Origin of the sequence: Kitasatospora sp. GAS204B (genome assembly GCF_029892155.1) — a bacterium.
Lineage (GTDB): Bacteria > Actinomycetota > Actinomycetes > Streptomycetales > Streptomycetaceae > Kitasatospora.
In genome coordinates this window covers 141,530-156,929 of record NZ_JARZAG010000019.1, presented here as the reverse complement: position 1 = coordinate 156,929, position 15,400 = coordinate 141,530, and the positions used below count along the sequence as shown (strand labels likewise).

At 70.9% G+C, this 15,400-nt stretch carries 13 protein-coding genes; 5 read left to right on the top strand and 8 right to left on the bottom strand.

Translation table 11 applies throughout. From position 1 onward, the window contains the following. Positions 1-80: 80 nt before the first annotated feature. The 6 genes from P3T41_RS24765 to P3T41_RS24740 all read right to left on the bottom strand — a co-directional run bounded on the left by P3T41_RS24765 (position 81) and on the right by P3T41_RS24740 (position 7,493). Positions 81-482: a cytidine deaminase gene (locus P3T41_RS24765; protein WP_280692412.1), complete on the bottom strand. Its 402-nt coding sequence runs from the start codon at positions 480-482 to the stop codon at positions 81-83. Next, entirely contained in the window at positions 479-1,747 is a 1,269-nt protein-coding gene (locus P3T41_RS24760; protein ID WP_280692410.1) for an ABC transporter permease, read from the bottom strand. Before P3T41_RS24760 ends, P3T41_RS24765 begins: the two co-directional genes overlap by 4 nt. Continuing rightward, positions 1,744-2,901, bottom strand: a complete 1,158-nt coding sequence (locus P3T41_RS24755; RefSeq protein WP_280692408.1) for an ABC transporter permease — start codon at positions 2,899-2,901, stop codon at positions 1,744-1,746. The genes P3T41_RS24760 and P3T41_RS24755 overlap by 4 nt, the downstream gene beginning before the upstream one ends. A gap of 5 nt (positions 2,902-2,906) precedes the next feature. Next, positions 2,907-4,733 (bottom strand): ABC transporter ATP-binding protein, encoded by a 1,827-nt coding sequence (locus P3T41_RS24750; protein ID WP_280692406.1) that lies wholly within the window; start codon positions 4,731-4,733, stop codon positions 2,907-2,909. 225 nt (positions 4,734-4,958) lie between these two features. Next, complete coding sequence (locus tag P3T41_RS24745) at positions 4,959-6,041, bottom strand: BMP family ABC transporter substrate-binding protein (RefSeq protein WP_280692405.1); 1,083 nt, start codon at positions 6,039-6,041, stop codon at positions 4,959-4,961. Between the two features lie 261 nt (positions 6,042-6,302). Next, on the bottom strand, positions 6,303-7,493 hold the full coding sequence (locus tag P3T41_RS24740; RefSeq protein WP_280692472.1) for an amidohydrolase: 1,191 nt from the start codon (positions 7,491-7,493) through the stop codon (positions 6,303-6,305). A 587-nt stretch (positions 7,494-8,080) separates the two neighbouring features. Between P3T41_RS24740 and P3T41_RS24735 the strand changes: the two genes are divergently transcribed. Then, on the top strand, positions 8,081-10,192 hold the full coding sequence (locus P3T41_RS24735) for a S53 family peptidase (protein ID WP_280692403.1): 2,112 nt from the start codon (positions 8,081-8,083) through the stop codon (positions 10,190-10,192). 65 nt (positions 10,193-10,257) lie between these two features. Here P3T41_RS24735 and P3T41_RS24730 read toward each other — a convergent pair whose 3' ends face one another. Beyond that, the gene (locus P3T41_RS24730; protein WP_280692401.1) at positions 10,258-11,832 is read right to left on the bottom strand and encodes a methylmalonyl-CoA mutase family protein; all 1,575 of its coding nucleotides are present in this window, start codon (positions 11,830-11,832) and stop codon (positions 10,258-10,260) included. A gap of 128 nt (positions 11,833-11,960) precedes the next feature. Between P3T41_RS24730 and P3T41_RS24725 the strand changes: the two genes are divergently transcribed. Next, the gene (locus P3T41_RS24725; RefSeq protein WP_280692399.1) at positions 11,961-12,722 is read left to right on the top strand and encodes an SDR family oxidoreductase; all 762 of its coding nucleotides are present in this window, start codon (positions 11,961-11,963) and stop codon (positions 12,720-12,722) included. 192 nt (positions 12,723-12,914) lie between these two features. Beyond that, positions 12,915-13,505, top strand: a complete 591-nt coding sequence (locus P3T41_RS24720) for a 2-oxo-4-hydroxy-4-carboxy-5-ureidoimidazoline decarboxylase (RefSeq protein ID WP_280692397.1) — start codon at positions 12,915-12,917, stop codon at positions 13,503-13,505. A gap of 40 nt (positions 13,506-13,545) precedes the next feature. Here the strand turns inward: P3T41_RS24720 and P3T41_RS24715 are convergent, their stop codons facing one another. Then, a complete protein-coding gene (locus P3T41_RS24715; protein WP_280692395.1) occupies positions 13,546-14,259 on the bottom strand; it encodes a hypothetical protein in 714 nt (237 codons plus the stop codon). A gap of 252 nt (positions 14,260-14,511) precedes the next feature. Here P3T41_RS24715 and sdhC point away from each other — a divergent pair, with 252 nt between their 5' ends. After that, complete coding sequence (gene sdhC, locus P3T41_RS24710; RefSeq protein WP_280692393.1) at positions 14,512-14,892, top strand: succinate dehydrogenase, cytochrome b556 subunit; 381 nt, start codon at positions 14,512-14,514, stop codon at positions 14,890-14,892. Between the two features lie 6 nt (positions 14,893-14,898). Continuing rightward, entirely contained in the window at positions 14,899-15,390 is a 492-nt protein-coding gene (locus P3T41_RS24705; protein ID WP_280692391.1) for a succinate dehydrogenase hydrophobic membrane anchor subunit, read from the top strand. Positions 15,391-15,400: the final 10 nt, after the last annotated feature.

The following is a 15,400-nucleotide window of genomic DNA, read 5'->3' as shown; positions in this document are numbered from 1 at the left end:
CCCCCGCACAAACTCTACGCGCGTCACTCCCGCGCGGCTACCATCGGATCCACCGAGATCCGGAGACCCTCAGCGGCTGCCTACAGCCGTTCCGGACCGAACGCGTCCGGCAGGACCTCCGCCATCGTCTTGATCCCCGACGGCAGGTCCACCAGCAGTTCCGGGCCGCCGTGCTCGTAGAGCAGCTGGCGGCAGCGGCCACACGGCATCAGCGCCCGACCGGCGCCGTCCACGCAGGCGAACGCGACCAGCCGGCCGCCCCCGCCCGCGTGGAGCGCCGAGACCAGCCCGCACTCGGCACAGAGGCTGAGCCCGTAGGAGGCGTTCTCCACGTTGCAGCCGCTGACCACGCGTCCGTCGTCGACCAGCGCGGCCGCGCCCACCGGGTACTTGCTGTACGGGGCGTACGCCCGGGACATCGCGTCCCGGGCCGCCGCGCGCAGGGTGTCCCAGTCGATCTCGGGCAGCTGAGGCGCCGTCACTTGCCCTGGCCCTTGCGGTAGATCTGACCATCGGCCTTCGGCGGGCGCAGGCGCTGCGAGGACATCGCCAGGACCACCAGGGTGATGATGTACGGCGTCGCCACGATCAGCGGACGCGGCACGGCGTCGCTGGCCGCGTACCAGGCGGCCATGCCGGCGGCGGCGACCAGGCTCACCACGGCCGGGATCAGCTTGCGCCGGTAGCCCTGCCAGAGCGCCAGCAGCGCCAGGATCAGCGCGATCACCAGCAGCAGCACGTGCACCGAGCCGGGGTCGCGCAGCTGCAGGCTGTCGGTGAAGCCGAACAGGCTCGCACCGGTGGCCAGGCCGCCCGGCAGCCAGTTGCCGAAGATCATCGCGGCGAGACCGATGTAGCCGCGACCGCCGGTCTGGCCGTCGTGGTAGATGCTGGAGGCGACCATCGAGAGGTAGGCGCCACCGAGACCGGCGAAGCCGCCGGAGGCGATCACCGCGATGTACTTGTACTTGTAGACGTTGACGCCCAGCGACTCGGCCGCGATCGGGTTCTCACCGCAGGAGCGCAGGCGCAGGCCGAAGCTGGTGCGCCAGAGCACGAAGTAGCTCACGACCAGCAGCGCGACCGCCAGCAGGGTGACCACCGAGAGGTTGCTGACCAGGCCGCCGAGCACGCCGGCCACGTCCGAGACGAAGAACCAGTGGTGGCCCTCGATCGTCCCCAGCCAGGAGGAGAGGCCGGGCACGGTCAGGGTGGGCAGCCCCGGGGTGGGCGGGGACTGGCTCGCTCCGGCACCGGCGCTCTGGTACGCGGTGTAGTAGATCCGGTTGATGTACAGGCAGATGCCCGGGACCAGCAGGTTGATGCCGACACCGGCGATGATGTGGTCGACGCCGAAGCCGACCGTCATCACGGCGTGCAGCAGACCGGCGAAGGCACCGGCCGCGATCGCGGCCAGCAGCCCGACCCACGGATTGACCAGGAAACCGACCCAGGCACCGGCGAAGGTGCCGGCCACCATCATGCCTTCGAGGCCGATGTTGACCACACCGGCCCGCTCCGACCAGAGGCCGCCGAGGCCTGCCATGCCGATCGGCACGGCGGCGCCGATCGCGGCGGTGATCTGCCCCGAGGAGGTCAGCGCGTGGTTGCCGGTGCCGGCACCCACGGCGGCGAAGAGCAGGATCGCGCCCGCGATCAGCAGCAGGATGACCGGGAGGGAGAGCTTGCGGTTCTTGCCCGGCGCCGTGGCCGCCTGCTTGGGGCGGGACTCAGTCGCGGTACTCATGCCGCCACCTCCTTCTTCTCGTTCGCAGCAGCAGCCGCAGCGGCAAGCTGGGCGCCGACCTTCTGCTGCTGGCGCTTGACGCCGAAGCGGCGCACCAGCTCGTAGGCGACGACCACGCAGATCACGATGGTGCCCTGCATGACCTGGATGATCTCCGGCGGGAAGTTCTGCACCGACAGCAGCGGTGCGGTCGCGTCCAGGAAGGCCCACAGCAGCGCCGCGAAGGCGACGCCCACCGGCGTGTTGCGGCCGAGCAGCGCGATCGAGATGCCGGTGAAGCCGACCGTCTGCCCGAAGTTCTGGCCGAAGTAGTGCGAGTACGTCAGCAGGTCCGGCATGGCGCTCAGACCGGCCAGCGCGCCGGAGACGCAGATGCTGATCAGCACCATGCGCTTGACGCTGACACCGCTGGCAGCGGCGGCCTCCTCGGAGCGGCCGGTGGCCCGCAGGTCGAAGCCGAACCGGGTGCGGCTGAGGACCAGCTGGAACCCGATGCCGACCAGCACCGCGATGATCAGGAAGCCGTAGAGCTGGCCGCCCTGCGTGCTGAAGGTGAAGAAGTTGCTGGAGCCGGCCATCAGCTTGGTCTGCACGGTGTTGCTGACCCCGCCACCGTTGCCCGGCGCGAAGATGCCCGGCACCAGCAGCATGCCGATCACGGCGCCGGCGATCGCGTTGAGCATGATGGTCGAGATGACCTCGCTGACCCCGCGGGTGACCTTGAGGACACCGGCGATCGACGCCCACGCGGCGCCGACCAGCATGGCGACGATCAGCAGCAGCGGGATCTCGAGGAACGACGGCAGGTTGAGCTGGCCACCGACGTAGGCGGCGAAGAGCGCCGCGAGCTGGTACTGGCCGCCCGCACCGATGTTGAAGATGTTCATCCGGAAGCCGAAGGCGACCGCGATGCCGGCGAGGTAGTAGGTGGTGGCCTTGTTGAGGATGGCCACCTGGCCGTCGGAGGCGGTCCCGTAGTTCGTCATGATGTGGAACGCCTGGAACGGGCTGTAGCCCGCGACGGCCAGCAGCACCGAGCAGAGCAGCACGGCGACGATCACGGCGAGCACCGGAGCGGCGATCGCCAGGACCAGCTTCTCGCGGTCGATCCGCTGGAAGAACCCCCGCTGCACGGGGTGAGTGGTGGTACTCATGTGGGTCACTCCCCCGCCTGCGCGTCGTCGGCAGCGGTGTCGGTGGTGTCGGCGGCATCCCCGGCCGGGGCGTCGACCTCGTCGGCGGCCTCGGCGGCCTCGGTGCCTTCGGTCGCCTCGGCAGCCTCAGCGGCTTCGGTGGCCTCAGCGGACTCTGCGGCCTCGGTGGCGGTTGCGGCCTCGGCTGCCTCGGCCGCCTCGGTGGCGGCAACGGCCTCCGTCGACTCGCCGCCCGGTGCGTCGCTGCGCCCGAGCTGCTCGTCGGCGACGACCGCCGCCTGGGCCAGCGCGGTCTCGTCGGACTCGATGTGGCCGCCGGCGGCACCGGTCATCGCGGTACCCAGGTCCTCGGCGGTGACGGTGGCCGGGTCGGCGTCGGCGACCAGGCGACCGCGGTAGATCACCTTGATCGTGTCGGAGAGGCCGATCAGCTCGTCCAGGTCCGCCGAGATCAGCAGCACGGCCAGGCCCCCGCGCTGGGCGACCCGGATGTGCTCCCAGATCTGCGCCTGCGCGCCGACGTCCACACCGCGGGTCGGGTGCGCGGCGATCAGCAGCTTGGGCTGGTGGCTCATCTCGCGGCCGACGATCAGCTTCTGCTGGTTGCCGCCGGAGAGCGAGGCCGCGGTGACGTCGATGCCCGGGGTGCGGACGTCGTACTCCTCGACGATCCGCAGCGTGTCGCGCTTGGCGCCGGCCGGGTCGATCCGGAAGCCCTTGGCGTTGGGCGCCTCGGTGACGTGGCCCAGGATCCGGTTCTCCCAGAGCGGGGCCTCCAGCAGCAGGCCGTGGCGGTGCCGGTCCTCGGGGATGTAACCGATGCCGGCCTCGCGGCGGGCGCGGGTCAGCATCGGGGTGAGGTCCTTGCCGTCCAGCGTTACCACGCCGGCGTCCACCGGGAGCATGCCCACGATGGCCTCGACCAGTTCGGCCTGGCCGTTGCCCTCGACACCCGCGAGACCGAGGATCTCGCCCTTGTGGATGGTCATCGAGATGTCGTCCAGCACGACGCGCTCGATGCCCTCGGCGTCCGCCTTGGCGATCCGCAGGCTCTCGACCTTGAGCATCTCCACGTCGGTGACGGTGGACTCGCGGCTCTCCGGCGAGGGCAGCTCGCTGCCGACCATCAGCTCGGCGAGCTGACGTGCCGTCACCTCGCTCGGGTCGGCGTCGCCGACCGTGGTGCCGCGGCGGATCACGCTGATCGCGTCGGCCACCGAGAGCACCTCGTGCAGCTTGTGCGAGATGAAGATGACGGTGACGCCCTCGGCCTTGAGCTCGCGCAGGTTGCCGAAGAGCGCGTCCACCTCCTGCGGGACCAGCACGGCGGTCGGCTCGTCCAGGATCAGGATCCGCGCGCCGCGGTAGAGCACCTTGAGGATCTCGACCCGCTGGCGCTCCGCCACACCGAGGTCCTCGACCAGGGCGTCGGGGCGCACGTTCAGCCCGTACTGGTCGGAGATCTCCCTGATCTTCGCCTTCGCCTTGGCGCCGATGCCGTGCAGCTTCTCGCCGCCGAGCACCACGTTCTCCAGCACGGTCAGGTTGTCGGCCAGCATGAAGTGCTGGTGGACCATGCCGATGCCGCGGGCGATGGCGTCGCCGGGGGTGGCGAACTCGCACAGCTCGCCGTTGATCGCGATGGTGCCCTCGTCCGGCCGCTGCATGCCGTAGAGGATCTTCATCAGCGTCGACTTGCCGGCGCCGTTCTCACCCATCAGGGCGTGGACGGTGCCGGTGCGGACGGTGAGGTTGATGTCGTGATTGGCCACGACGCCGGGGAAGCGCTTGGTGATGCCGCGCAGTTCGACGGCCACGGTCGCCGATCCCATGGTGGGGTTACCTCCCTTGCTGAGGGAGGGCTTGGAAGCGGTGATGGCGATCTCCTGGTGGTGAGCAGGCGCGTCGTTGCGCTGGGGAGGAGGGGAGGCCGGCCGTGCTGCTCGGCGGCGGCGTGGAGGGAACGAGAGGGGCCCGGCGGAGTGCGCTCGCGCGCGACCCACCGGGCCCCTCCCTGTCTCAGACGTGTTGCTCGACTACGCGGTGGTGCTGGTCGGTCAGTTGGCCGGCGGGGTGGTCGGCGGGGTGACGGTGCCCGCGATGATCGCCTGGGTGGCGCTCTGGAGCTTGCCCGAGATGTCGTCGATGTGGCCGCCGGTGGTGGCCAGGCCCACACCGCCCGACTTCAGGTCGAAGCGCTGGATGCCGGAGAGCGGCTGACCGTTCTTGACGCTCTGGATGTAGTTGTAGACCGCGGTGTTCACGTTCTTCAGCGCCGAGGTCAGGATGTGGCTGCTGTACTGCGTCAGCGCGCTCTGCTTGGCCTGGTCGCTGTCGACGCCGATCACCCAGAGCTGGTCACCCTTGGTGGGGGCCGGCGTGGTCGCCACGGCCTGGATCGCACCGGTGCCCGAGGCGCCGGCGGCGGCGTAGATGACGTCCGCGCCCTGGTCGATCTGGCCCTGGGCGGCGGCCTTGCCCTTGCCCGGGTCGGTGAAGCCGGTGAAGTCCGGCGGGGTGGTCAGGTAGGTCACGTCGACCTTGATGCCCGGGTTGACGGAGGCGACGCCCGCGCGGTAGCCGGCCTCGAACTTCTTGATCAGCTCGGACTGCACACCACCGATGAAGCCGACCTGGTTGGTCTTGGTCTTGCTGGCGGCCGCGATACCGGCCAGGTACGAACTCTGCTGCTCAGTGAACTCCAGCGAGGTGACGTTGCTCGGCTGGGTCGGCGAGTCGGAGTCGATGATCGCGAACTTGACGTTCGGGTGCTCCTTGGCGACCTTCTCGACGGTCGCCTGGTACACGAAGCCGACCGCGATGATCGGGTTGTAGCCGGCCGTGACCAGGCTCTCCAGACGGGTCTGCTTGTCGGAGTCCGCCTCACCGGGCTTGGCGTCGGCCTCGCTGGTCTGGACGCCGAAGTCCGCCTTGGCCTTGTCCAGGCCTGCCGCGGCCGAGTCGTTGAAGCCCTGGTCACCACGGCCGCCGACGTCGTAGGCCATGCCGACCTTGATGCCGGAGCCGCCCGAGGAGGACGCGGAGGTGGTGTCGGTGCTCTTTGCGCCGCAAGCGGCGAGCGAGGCGATGCCCAGGGAACCCGAGAGCACAACCGCGGCGAGCTTTACTGAACGGCGCAAGGGAGTATCTCCTTCTCACACACCCGTTTGGCGTGGTCGGACGTCACCGTAACGCGCGTAGAACACGGTTGTGTTACGGGTCGCCCGGCCATTCGGGTTGTTATCAAACCGTGGCACTGGGGACCATCAGGTCAGGGTGAACACCTGCTGATCGGCCCAGTGTCCCACGGCCGCACGGAACCTCCACAGGCCCCTTCGATCGGCCCCGCCACCACGGCTCTCCCCGGTCGCGACGTGCCACCGCGGCGGCTGCCGGCACCCTCAGCTGCGGCCGTGCTCCAGCGCCAGCGAGCTGAAGAGTTCGACGCCGATCGCGATCGCCCGCTCGTCCACGTCGAACTGCCCCTGGTGCAGGTCCCGCACCGCCGTCTCGTGCGGCGCGCGCACGCCGAGCCGGGCCAGCGCGCCCGGCGCGTGCTCCAGGTACCAGGAGAAGTCCTCGCCCCCCAGGGACTGCTCCGTCTCCTCCACGACGGCTTCACCCTCGCCACCGAACTGTCGCGTCATCGCCATCTCGAACTGGGCGATCGATTCCGCCTCGTTCACCACCGGCGGGACGCCCCGCTTGTAGTCCAGCGTCCACTTGGCCCGATGGGTCTCGGCCATCGAGTCGACCAGCTCGTGCAGCGCGTCCGGCGCCTCCCGCCAGCCGGCCAGCTCCAGGCAGCGGACGGTGCCCTCCAGTTCGGCGTGCTGCGGGATCACGTTCGGCGCGGAGCCGGACTCGATCCGGCCCCAGACCAGGCTGACGCCCCAGCGCGGGTCCATCCGGCGGGCCAGCGCGCCCGGCAGGTCGGCGGCCAGCCGGCCGATCGCGGTGACCAGGTCGGTGGTCAGGTGCGGGCGCGCGGTGTGTCCGCCGGGGCCGTCCAGGCTCAGCACCAGGGCGTCGCAGGCCGAGGTGATCGCGCCGGTGCGCAGGCCGATCCGGCCGACCACCACCTTGGGGTCGCAGTGCACCGCGAAGATCCGGCCGACCCCGTCCATCCCGCCGGCCGCGATCACGTCCAGCGCGCCGCCGGGCATCATCTCCTCGGCCGGCTGGAAGATCAGCCGCACCGGCTGCCGCAACCGCCCCTCGCGCAGCGCGTCGGCCAGCACCAGCGCGGTGCCGAGCACCACCGAGGTGTGCACGTCGTGGCCGCAGGCGTGGGCGCTGCCGGGGACCGTGGAGCGGTACGGGGCTTCGGACTTCGCGTCCTCGATGGGCAGTGCGTCGATGTCCGCGCGGAAGGCCAGCAGCGGGGCCCCGGCCTCGCTGCCGGGCGGCACCAGGTCGACGATCAGACCGGTGCCGCCGGGCAGCACCCGCGGGGTCAGCCCCGCCTTGCCGAGCCGCTCGCAGAGCAGCTTGGTGGTGCGGAACTCCTGGCGGCCCAGCTCGGGGTGGCGGTGCAGGTCGCGACGGAAGGCGATCAACTCGGCCTCGTACGCCCGGATCCGCGCGCGCAGCGGCCGCGCGGCCCTGGCGAGGTCGGACGGTGCCTGGGCGGCGGTCGCGGTGGCCTGCGGATTCGCCTGCGGGCTTGACTTCGGGGCGGTCTGTGGACGCTTCACCCCAACAAGAATATGGGGGCGGGGAGAGTTTGGCTTGACTTCAGCCGAATAACTCCCCGGATTGGCGCATACGCGGCCCGCAGGTGGGTATGACATCTCGTTTCAGCCGCCTTCCCCGGTGGCACCGCCCCGACCGGTGAACCTGTGCAACGACCAGGAACCCCAGGGGTCACGACCGGACGCCACCAGCGTGGACCCCGACTGTCACACCTGCATGGCCGCCGCGTATCAGCATGCGGTCATTCAGGTCATGGGATGGCAAAAAATTCAGGCGAAGTCTTGAAGATCGACCATCTGAGCGAATAGACAACGACGGCACAGTCAAACTCCCACTCCGCCGACCCTCCCTCAGGAGCCAGGCCAGGCGGGGTGATCCGTCACGCCCGCGTCCGGAGCGAGCTCACGAAGCACGCCCGACACGCTGTCACCATCGCCTGCCCCCGCAGGAGATGGGGGCCTTCCATGAGAAGTGGGGAACCCACGTGCCCGCAGCTGCTCGCAGCCGGCTCGCCGGGATAGCCGTCGCGGCCCCGGCCGCCGCTGTCCTGGTCCTGGGAACGCTCGCGTTCGCCAGCCCGGCCATCGCCTCCACCACCGCTGACCAGCCGTCCGCCGCGAAGGAGCTCATCGGGTCGCACCCCGACTGGGCCACCGCGCAGGCCGACGCCGGCGCGGTGCCCGCGGGCACCCCGGCCACCGCCCGGGTGTACCTGGCCGGCAAGGACCCGCAGGGGCTGGCCGCCTACGCCCAGGCCGTCTCGGACCAGAACTCGCCGCTGTACGGGCAGTTCCTCTCCACCGCCGACGCCAAGGCCCGGTTCGGCACCAGCGACGCGCAGGTCAAGGCGGTCAGCAAGTGGCTGACCGGCGCCGGTCTGACGATCAGTGCGACCGACGCCCACTACCTTCAGGTCACCGGCACCACCGACCAGCTGACCAAGGCGCTGGGCACCCAGTTCCGCAACTACCGCACCGACGACGGCACCCACAAGGCCCCCGCCGCCGACGCGGTGGTCCCGGCCGAGGTCGCGGCCGACGTGGCCGGCATCCAGGGCCTGGCCGACACGGTCCAGAAGTCCTCCTCGAACGCCGTCTCGCAGGCCACCGCCGAGGCGCAGGCCCAGGGCACCGACCAGCCCGGCGCACTGTCCGCCAAGACGCCGCAGGCGCTGCCGACCACCCCGACCTGCTCGGACGGCAAGTACGGCTCCAAGACGGCCTCCGGCGCCCCGGTCGGCTACGAGAAGAACGAGCCGTTCGCGCCCTGCTCGTACGTGCCCAGCCAGCTGCGCAAGGCCTACGGCGTGACCGACGCCAAGGTGACCGGCAAGGGCGCGACCGTCGCCATCGTCGACGCCTACGGGCTCGGCACCATGCAGGCCGACGCCAACCACTTCGCCACCGCGCACGGCGACCAGCCCTTCGCCCCCGGCCAGTACAAGGAGGTGCTCACCCCGAACCAGTGGGTGCACCAGGCCGACTGCGGCGACTGGTCGGGCGAGGAGGCGCTGGACGTCGAGATGGTGCACGGCCTCGCGCCGGACGCCAACGTGGTCTACGTCGGCGCCAACTCCTGCTACGACCAGGACCTGACCGCCGCGCTGAGCAACATCGTCGACAACCACCTGGCCGACATCGTCTCGAACTCCTACGGCGAGATCATGCACGGCAAGAGCGGTGACCTCGACCCGGCCGTGATCGCGGCCGACAACCAGGTCTTCCAGCTCGGCGCCACCGAGGGCATCACCTTCATGGCCTCGGCCGGCGACTGCGGCGACAGCTCGCCGGGCGCCGCGGCCACCGGTGCCAACTGCCAGCCCGACACCAACCAGGCCCAGACCCAGTGGCCGTCCTCCTCGCCGTGGATCACCTCGGTCGGCGGCACCACGCTGGAGCTGAAGAACAAGGCCGGCGACTACGGCCACGAGCTCAGCATGGGCGACTCCCGCTCGGTGCTCTCCCCCGACCAGAAGTCCTGGACCCCGTACCCGGGCAACTTCTACTTCGGCGGTGGCGGCGGCGTCGTCAAGGGCGAGGCCCAGCCGTGGTACCAGCAGGGCGTGGTGCCGGACTCCATCTCCACCGTGGCGGCGGACGGCACCAAGTCGGCCACCCCGCAGCGGGCCACCCCGGACGTCGCGATGAGCGGTGACCTGGTGGCGGCCACCCTGGTCGGCTACACCCCGGCCGGCGGCAGCTACAGCGAGGGCGGCTACGGCGGCACCTCGGTCTCCTCGCCGGAGTTCGGCGGCATCATGGCCGACGCGATCCAGGCCCGCGGCGGCCGGCCGCTCGGCTTCGCCAACCCGGACCTGTACGACCGCTACGACTCCCGCGCCTTCCACGACGTCAACGACGCCGCGGTGCACACCAAGCGCGGCAACGTGGTCGACCTGGGCATGGTCGGCGGCCAGCTGAAGGTCCGCCTCTACAAGGTCGGCGCCGACTACGGCCTGTCGGCCACCAAGGGCTACGACACCGCGACCGGCCTCGGCTCGCCGGCCAAGGGCTTCTTCAAGTCCTTCGCGGTGAAGCACAACAGCGCGGACAACCTCGGCCCGGACACCTCGGGCGACGACAACGCGCAGAACTGACCCAGCGGTGACCGTGGGGCCCGGAGTCGAACCGACTCCGGGCCCCACGTGCGTGTGGAGCGCGGTCAGAACCGCTCGGCCGGCCGGTAGGTCCCCCAGACCTGGCGCAGCGCGTCGCTGACCTCGCCGACCGTGGCACGGGCGGCCAGGGCCTCCTTCATCGGGTACAGCACGTTGTCGCTGCCCTGAGCCGCCCGCCGCAGGGCGCCGAGCGCGCGGTCCACCGCCGAGCGGTCCCGCTCGGCGCGCAGCCGAGCCAGCCGCTCGGCCTGCCGCGCCTCGATCGCCGGGTCCACCCGCAGCGGCTGGTACGGCTCCTCCACCGCCTGCTGGAATCGGTTGACCCCGACCACGGTCCGCTCGCCCGCGTCGGTCTCCTGCTGGATCCGGTAGGCGGTCCGCTCGATCTCGGCCTTCTGGTAGCCCTGCTCGATCGCCGCCACCGCGCCGCCCAGTTCCTCGATCCGCGCCAGCAGCGCCAGCACCGCCGCCTCGACGTCGTCGGTCAGCGCCTCCACCGCGTAGGAGCCGGCGAACGGGTCGACGGTGGCGGTGACATCGCTCTCGTAGGCGAGCACCTGCTGGGTGCGCAGCGCGAGGCGGGCCGCCTTCTCGGTGGGCAGCGCGATGGCCTCGTCGAAACCGTTGGTGTGCAGCGACTGGGTGCCACCCAGCACCGCGGCCAGCGCCTGCACGGTCACCCGGGCCAGGTTGACCTCGGGCTGCTGGGCGGTCAGCTGGACGCCTGCGGTCTGGGTGTGGAACCGCAGCATCTGCGACTTCGGGTCCCGCGCGCCGAAGGTGTCGCGCATGATCCGGGCCCAGATCCGGCGCGCGGCACGGAACTTGGCCACTTCCTCGAGCAGCGTGGTGCGGGCCACGAAGAAGAAGGAGAGCCGGGGCGCGAAGTCGTCCACCGCCATCCCGGCGGCCAGCGCGGTACGCACGTAGGCGATGCCGTTGGCCAGCGTGAAGGCGATCTCCTGCGCGGGGTCGGCGCCGGCCTCGGCCATGTGGTAGCCGGAGATCGAGATGGTGTTCCAGCGGGGGATCTCGGCCCGGCAGTAGCGGAACACGTCGGCGGCCAGCCGCAGCGAGGGCTCCGGCGGGAAGATGTAGGTGCCGCGGGCGATGTACTCCTTGAGCACGTCGTTCTGCACGGTGCCGGTGAGCCGGTGCGCCGCCACCCCCTGGGCCTCGCCGACCAGTTGGTAGAGCAGCAGCAGGAGGGCGGCGGGGGCGTTGATGGTCATCGAGGTGGAGACCTCGCCCAGCGGGAGGCCGTCGAAGAGCACCGCCATGTCCTCGACGCTGTCGATCGCCACCCCCACCTTGCCCACCTCGCCGGCCGCGAGCGGGGCGTCCGAGTCGTGGCCCATCTGGGTCGGCAGGTCGAAGGCGACCGAGAGCCCGGTGGTGCCGCCGGCGATCAGCTGCCGGTAGCGGGCGTTGGACTCGGCGGCGGTGCCGAAGCCGGCGTACTGCCGCATGGTCCACGGGCGCCCGGTGTACATCGAGGGGTAGATGCCCCGGGTGAACGGGTACTGCCCCGGCCGCCCGAGCCCTGGCTCGGGCGGTTCGGGTCCGTACAGCGGCGCGATCGGGAAGCCGGACTCGCTGCGTCGTGGCTCTGCTGCCATCGGGATCCTCCGCACGAAAACGGGTGGCACCGCAGGCCGGGAGGCCCAGGTCCTGTCCGGCCGATCTTGCTGCGATGATGGCACCGCAGGCTGTCAGGCACGACGGAACGCAGGCAAAGGACACGGCAATGGGTAGCGGTCAGCAGAAGGTCGCGGTGGTCACCGGCGCGAGCAGCGGGATCGGCGCGGCGACCGCCCGGCACCTGGCGGACGAGGGCTTCGAGGTGGTGCTGACCGCCCGGCGCACCGAGCGGATCGAGGAGCTCGCCAAGGAGATCGAGGCCAAGGGCGGCGTCGCGCGCGCGGTCACCCTGGACGTCACCGACCGCGCCGCCGTGGACGCCTTCGCCGGCTCGGTGGGCCGGGTCGACGTCCTGATCAACAACGCCGGCGGGGCGTTCGGTGCCGAGTCGGTCGAGCGGGGCGACCCGGCCGACTGGCTGGCGATGTACCAGGTGAACGTGCTCGGCGTGCTGCACATGACCCAGGCGCTGCTGCCCGGCCTGCGGGAGAGCGGCGACGGCACGGTGCTGATCCTCTCCTCCACCGCCGCGCTGGCCGCCTACGAGGGCGGCGGCGGGTACGTGGCCGCCAAGCACGCCGCGCACACCATCGCCGCCACGCTCCGCCTGGAGCTGGTCGGCGAGCCGATCCGGGTGATCGAGATCGCCCCCGGCATGGTCAAGTCGGAGGGCTTCGCGGTGACCAGGTTCCGCGGTGACGAGGCCAAGGCGGCCGCCGTCTACCAGGGCGTCTCGCACCCGCTGACCGCCGAGGACATCGCCGAGACGGTGACCTGGGCGGTCACCCGCCCGTCGCACGTCAACATCGACCTGCTGGTGGTCCGCCCGCGCGCCCAGGCCTCCAACTACAAGGTGCACCGGGACTGAGCGGGGGCGGCGGATCGCCGGATCGGGATGGTCCGGTATGGCGCGGGTCACAACTTGATAGCTCGTCAGGGTGAATTCCGCGAGCACTCTCCCCAACGGGTGAGCGCTCAACTACCGTGGTGCCGCTGCCCGGGAGGAGCTCGGCGCCGCGTGGGTGACCCCGCTCGCGCTCTGCCGTGATCCATGCTGTTCATGTCCGATCCCACGAGCCCCTTTCCGCCCTCCGAGGAGGACCCGCTGGCCAGCGACATCCCGGCCGACATCCCCGCACCACGGCCGACGACCCCGCCCAGCCCCGCGGTCGGACTACACCGTTTCAACGAGGCCGACCCCGGCGCCGCCGAGGAGGCCCTGCTCGCCTGCTGCGGCAGTCAACGCTGGGCCCTGCGGCTGACCGCCCACCGCCCCTACCCCGACCTGGAGTCGCTGCTGGCCGCCGCCAGCGAGGCCTCCTACGACCTGCGTCCCAGCGACCTGGCCGAGGCGCTGGCCGACGAGAGCTGGATGCCGCAGCCGCTGCTCGGCATGCGGGCCCCGGGCAGCCAGGCGGCACACACCGCGCTGCGTGCCGCGCACGCCGCCTACGAATCGCGCTTCGGGCACGTCTTCGTGGTCTGCCTGGACGGCGTCGAGCCGGAGGAGATGCTGGACACCGTGCTCAGCTCGATCCGCACCCGGCTGGCCAACGAGCCGGACGAGGAGCGCCTGGTCGCCGCCGAGGAGCTGCGCCGGATCGCGCTGAACCGCCTGGAACACCTGGTCGCCAGCAGCACGGCCGCCTGAAGCCCGGCCACCTCAAGCCCGGCCGGCCGGCCCGGTCGGCTCACCCCTGCGCGGCCCGCAGCTTGCGGGTCTGCGCCAGGACCACCGCCGAGTCCGGCACGGCGGCCGGCTCCTTCGCCGTCCCCACGGTGGAGAAGACGGCCAGCGCCGTGCCGACCCGGACCACCGCGGCCCGCTGCGAGAGCGCCGGCCCACCCGTCTGCGGACCACTCGTCAGGGTGAAGGCGGTCGCGCCGTCGGCTCCCCCGGGGGTGGGCGTGTCGGCCCGCTCCAGCTGGTGCCGGGTGCGGGCCCCCTGGGGCTGGCTCGCCGCACCCGAGGTGAAGTCGGCGCACTGCGCCAGCACCTGGTCGAGCGTCGACTGCAGCACGGCCGCCCGGCCCACTGGGTAGCCGAGCAGCGCCGTGTAGAGGGCGCCCGGCGAATCGCCGGCCCTGACCGTGCTCAGGTCGGTCTCGGCCTGCGGTTGGGCATTCGGGTCCGCCGGACCGATCGCGTCCAGCACCGGCTGGCAGGCCGCGACATCGGCCAGCTGCCGCTCCCCGTGCTGCGGCGCGGCGGCCTGACCCGGGCTCATCAAGGTGACGGTGTATCCGCCGCCGAGATCCGCGCTCTCCACCGCGGCGGCCCGCAGCTCGACGACGCTCAGCACCCGCGCCGCCGGCAACTGGTCGGCCGCGGTGGGCTTGACCGTGGCGCACCCGCCGACCGCGAGCACGGGCAGCAGCAACAAAACGGCAGGGCAAACGGTCATCGATGTCCTCAACGGCGATTGACAACGGCGGAAAGCCGAAGATCCGTCACCGTACCGCGCCGGAACCATGACCCAGCGTCACGGAAAAACGTCCCGTTAGGCCGCCCGTGCCTGATTGATCACACTCAAACCCCCCGGAGGCGGTTACCGACGACGCGTCGATAGGATGACCGCGGCCGGTGGACCGTACCCGGCCGGGCTGACCGACACCGAAGCCGGCCGAGCCCTTCAACCGCTTCCGGAGGGTTTTCCGTGCCGGCTGGAACGCTGTACCGCGGCCGCGAAGGCATGTGGTCCTGGGTGGCTCATCGAGTCACTGGCGTCCTCATCTTCTTCTTCCTTCTCGTCCACGTCCTGGACACCGCACTGGTGCGGGTCTCGCCACAGGCGTACGACTCCGTCATCAACACCTATAAGACTCCGCTGGTGAACCTGATGGAGTACGGCCTCACCGCCGCCATCCTGTTCCACGCCCTGAACGGCCTGCGGGTCATCGCGGTGGACTTCTGGTCGAAGGGCCCGAAGTACCAGAAGCAGATGCTGTGGAGCGTCGTCGGCCTCTGGGTCGTGCTGATGGCGGGTGCCTTCTGGGGCATCCTGCAGCACACCCTGCTCACCTGGTTCGGGAAGTGATCCGGCATGTCTACTGACACCACCGACATCGAGCTGATCTCCTCCTCGCAGGCGCACACCGGCAAGGGTCTTGGCACCGGCAACCCCGCCGACGCCTTCGTGATCCAGCCGCCGCGCACCCGCACCACGAAGACCCCGCGGCGCACCCGGACCAACTTCGAGATGCTCGCCTGGCTCTTCATGCGCCTGTCGGGCGTCGTGCTGGTCGTGCTGATCCTGGGTCACCTGCTGATCATGCTGCTGCTCGACCACGGCGTGTCGAAGATCAACTTCGCCTTCGTCGCCGGCCGCTGGGCCTCGCCGTTCTGGCAGGGCTGGGACCTGCTGATGCTCTGGCTGGCCATGCTGCATGGCGCCAACGGCATGCGCACCGTGATCAACGACTACGCCGAGAAGGACTCCACTCGGCTCTGGCTGAAGGGCCTCATGGGCGCCGCCACGGTCTTCACCGTGCTGCTCGGCACCCTGGTGATCTTCACCTTCGACCCCAACATCTGAGGCCCAGCAG

Coding starts and splice junctions, on each gene's coding strand:
- P3T41_RS24715 (WP_280692395.1), bottom strand. CDS start 14,259: ATGACCGTTTGCCCTGCCGTTTTGTTGCTGCTGCCCGTGCTCGCGGTC.
- P3T41_RS24755 (WP_280692408.1), bottom strand. CDS start 2,901: ATGAGTACCACCACTCACCCCGTGCAGCGGGGGTTCTTCCAGCGGATC.
- P3T41_RS24720 (WP_280692397.1), top strand. CDS start 12,915: ATGTCCGATCCCACGAGCCCCTTTCCGCCCTCCGAGGAGGACCCGCTG.
- P3T41_RS24750 (WP_280692406.1), bottom strand. CDS start 4,733: ATGGGATCGGCGACCGTGGCCGTCGAACTGCGCGGCATCACCAAGCGC.
- P3T41_RS24760 (WP_280692410.1), bottom strand. CDS start 1,747: ATGAGTACCGCGACTGAGTCCCGCCCCAAGCAGGCGGCCACGGCGCCG.
- P3T41_RS24705 (WP_280692391.1), top strand. CDS start 14,899: ATGTCTACTGACACCACCGACATCGAGCTGATCTCCTCCTCGCAGGCG.
- P3T41_RS24730 (WP_280692401.1), bottom strand. CDS start 11,832: ATGGCAGCAGAGCCACGACGCAGCGAGTCCGGCTTCCCGATCGCGCCG.
- P3T41_RS24725 (WP_280692399.1), top strand. CDS start 11,961: ATGGGTAGCGGTCAGCAGAAGGTCGCGGTGGTCACCGGCGCGAGCAGC.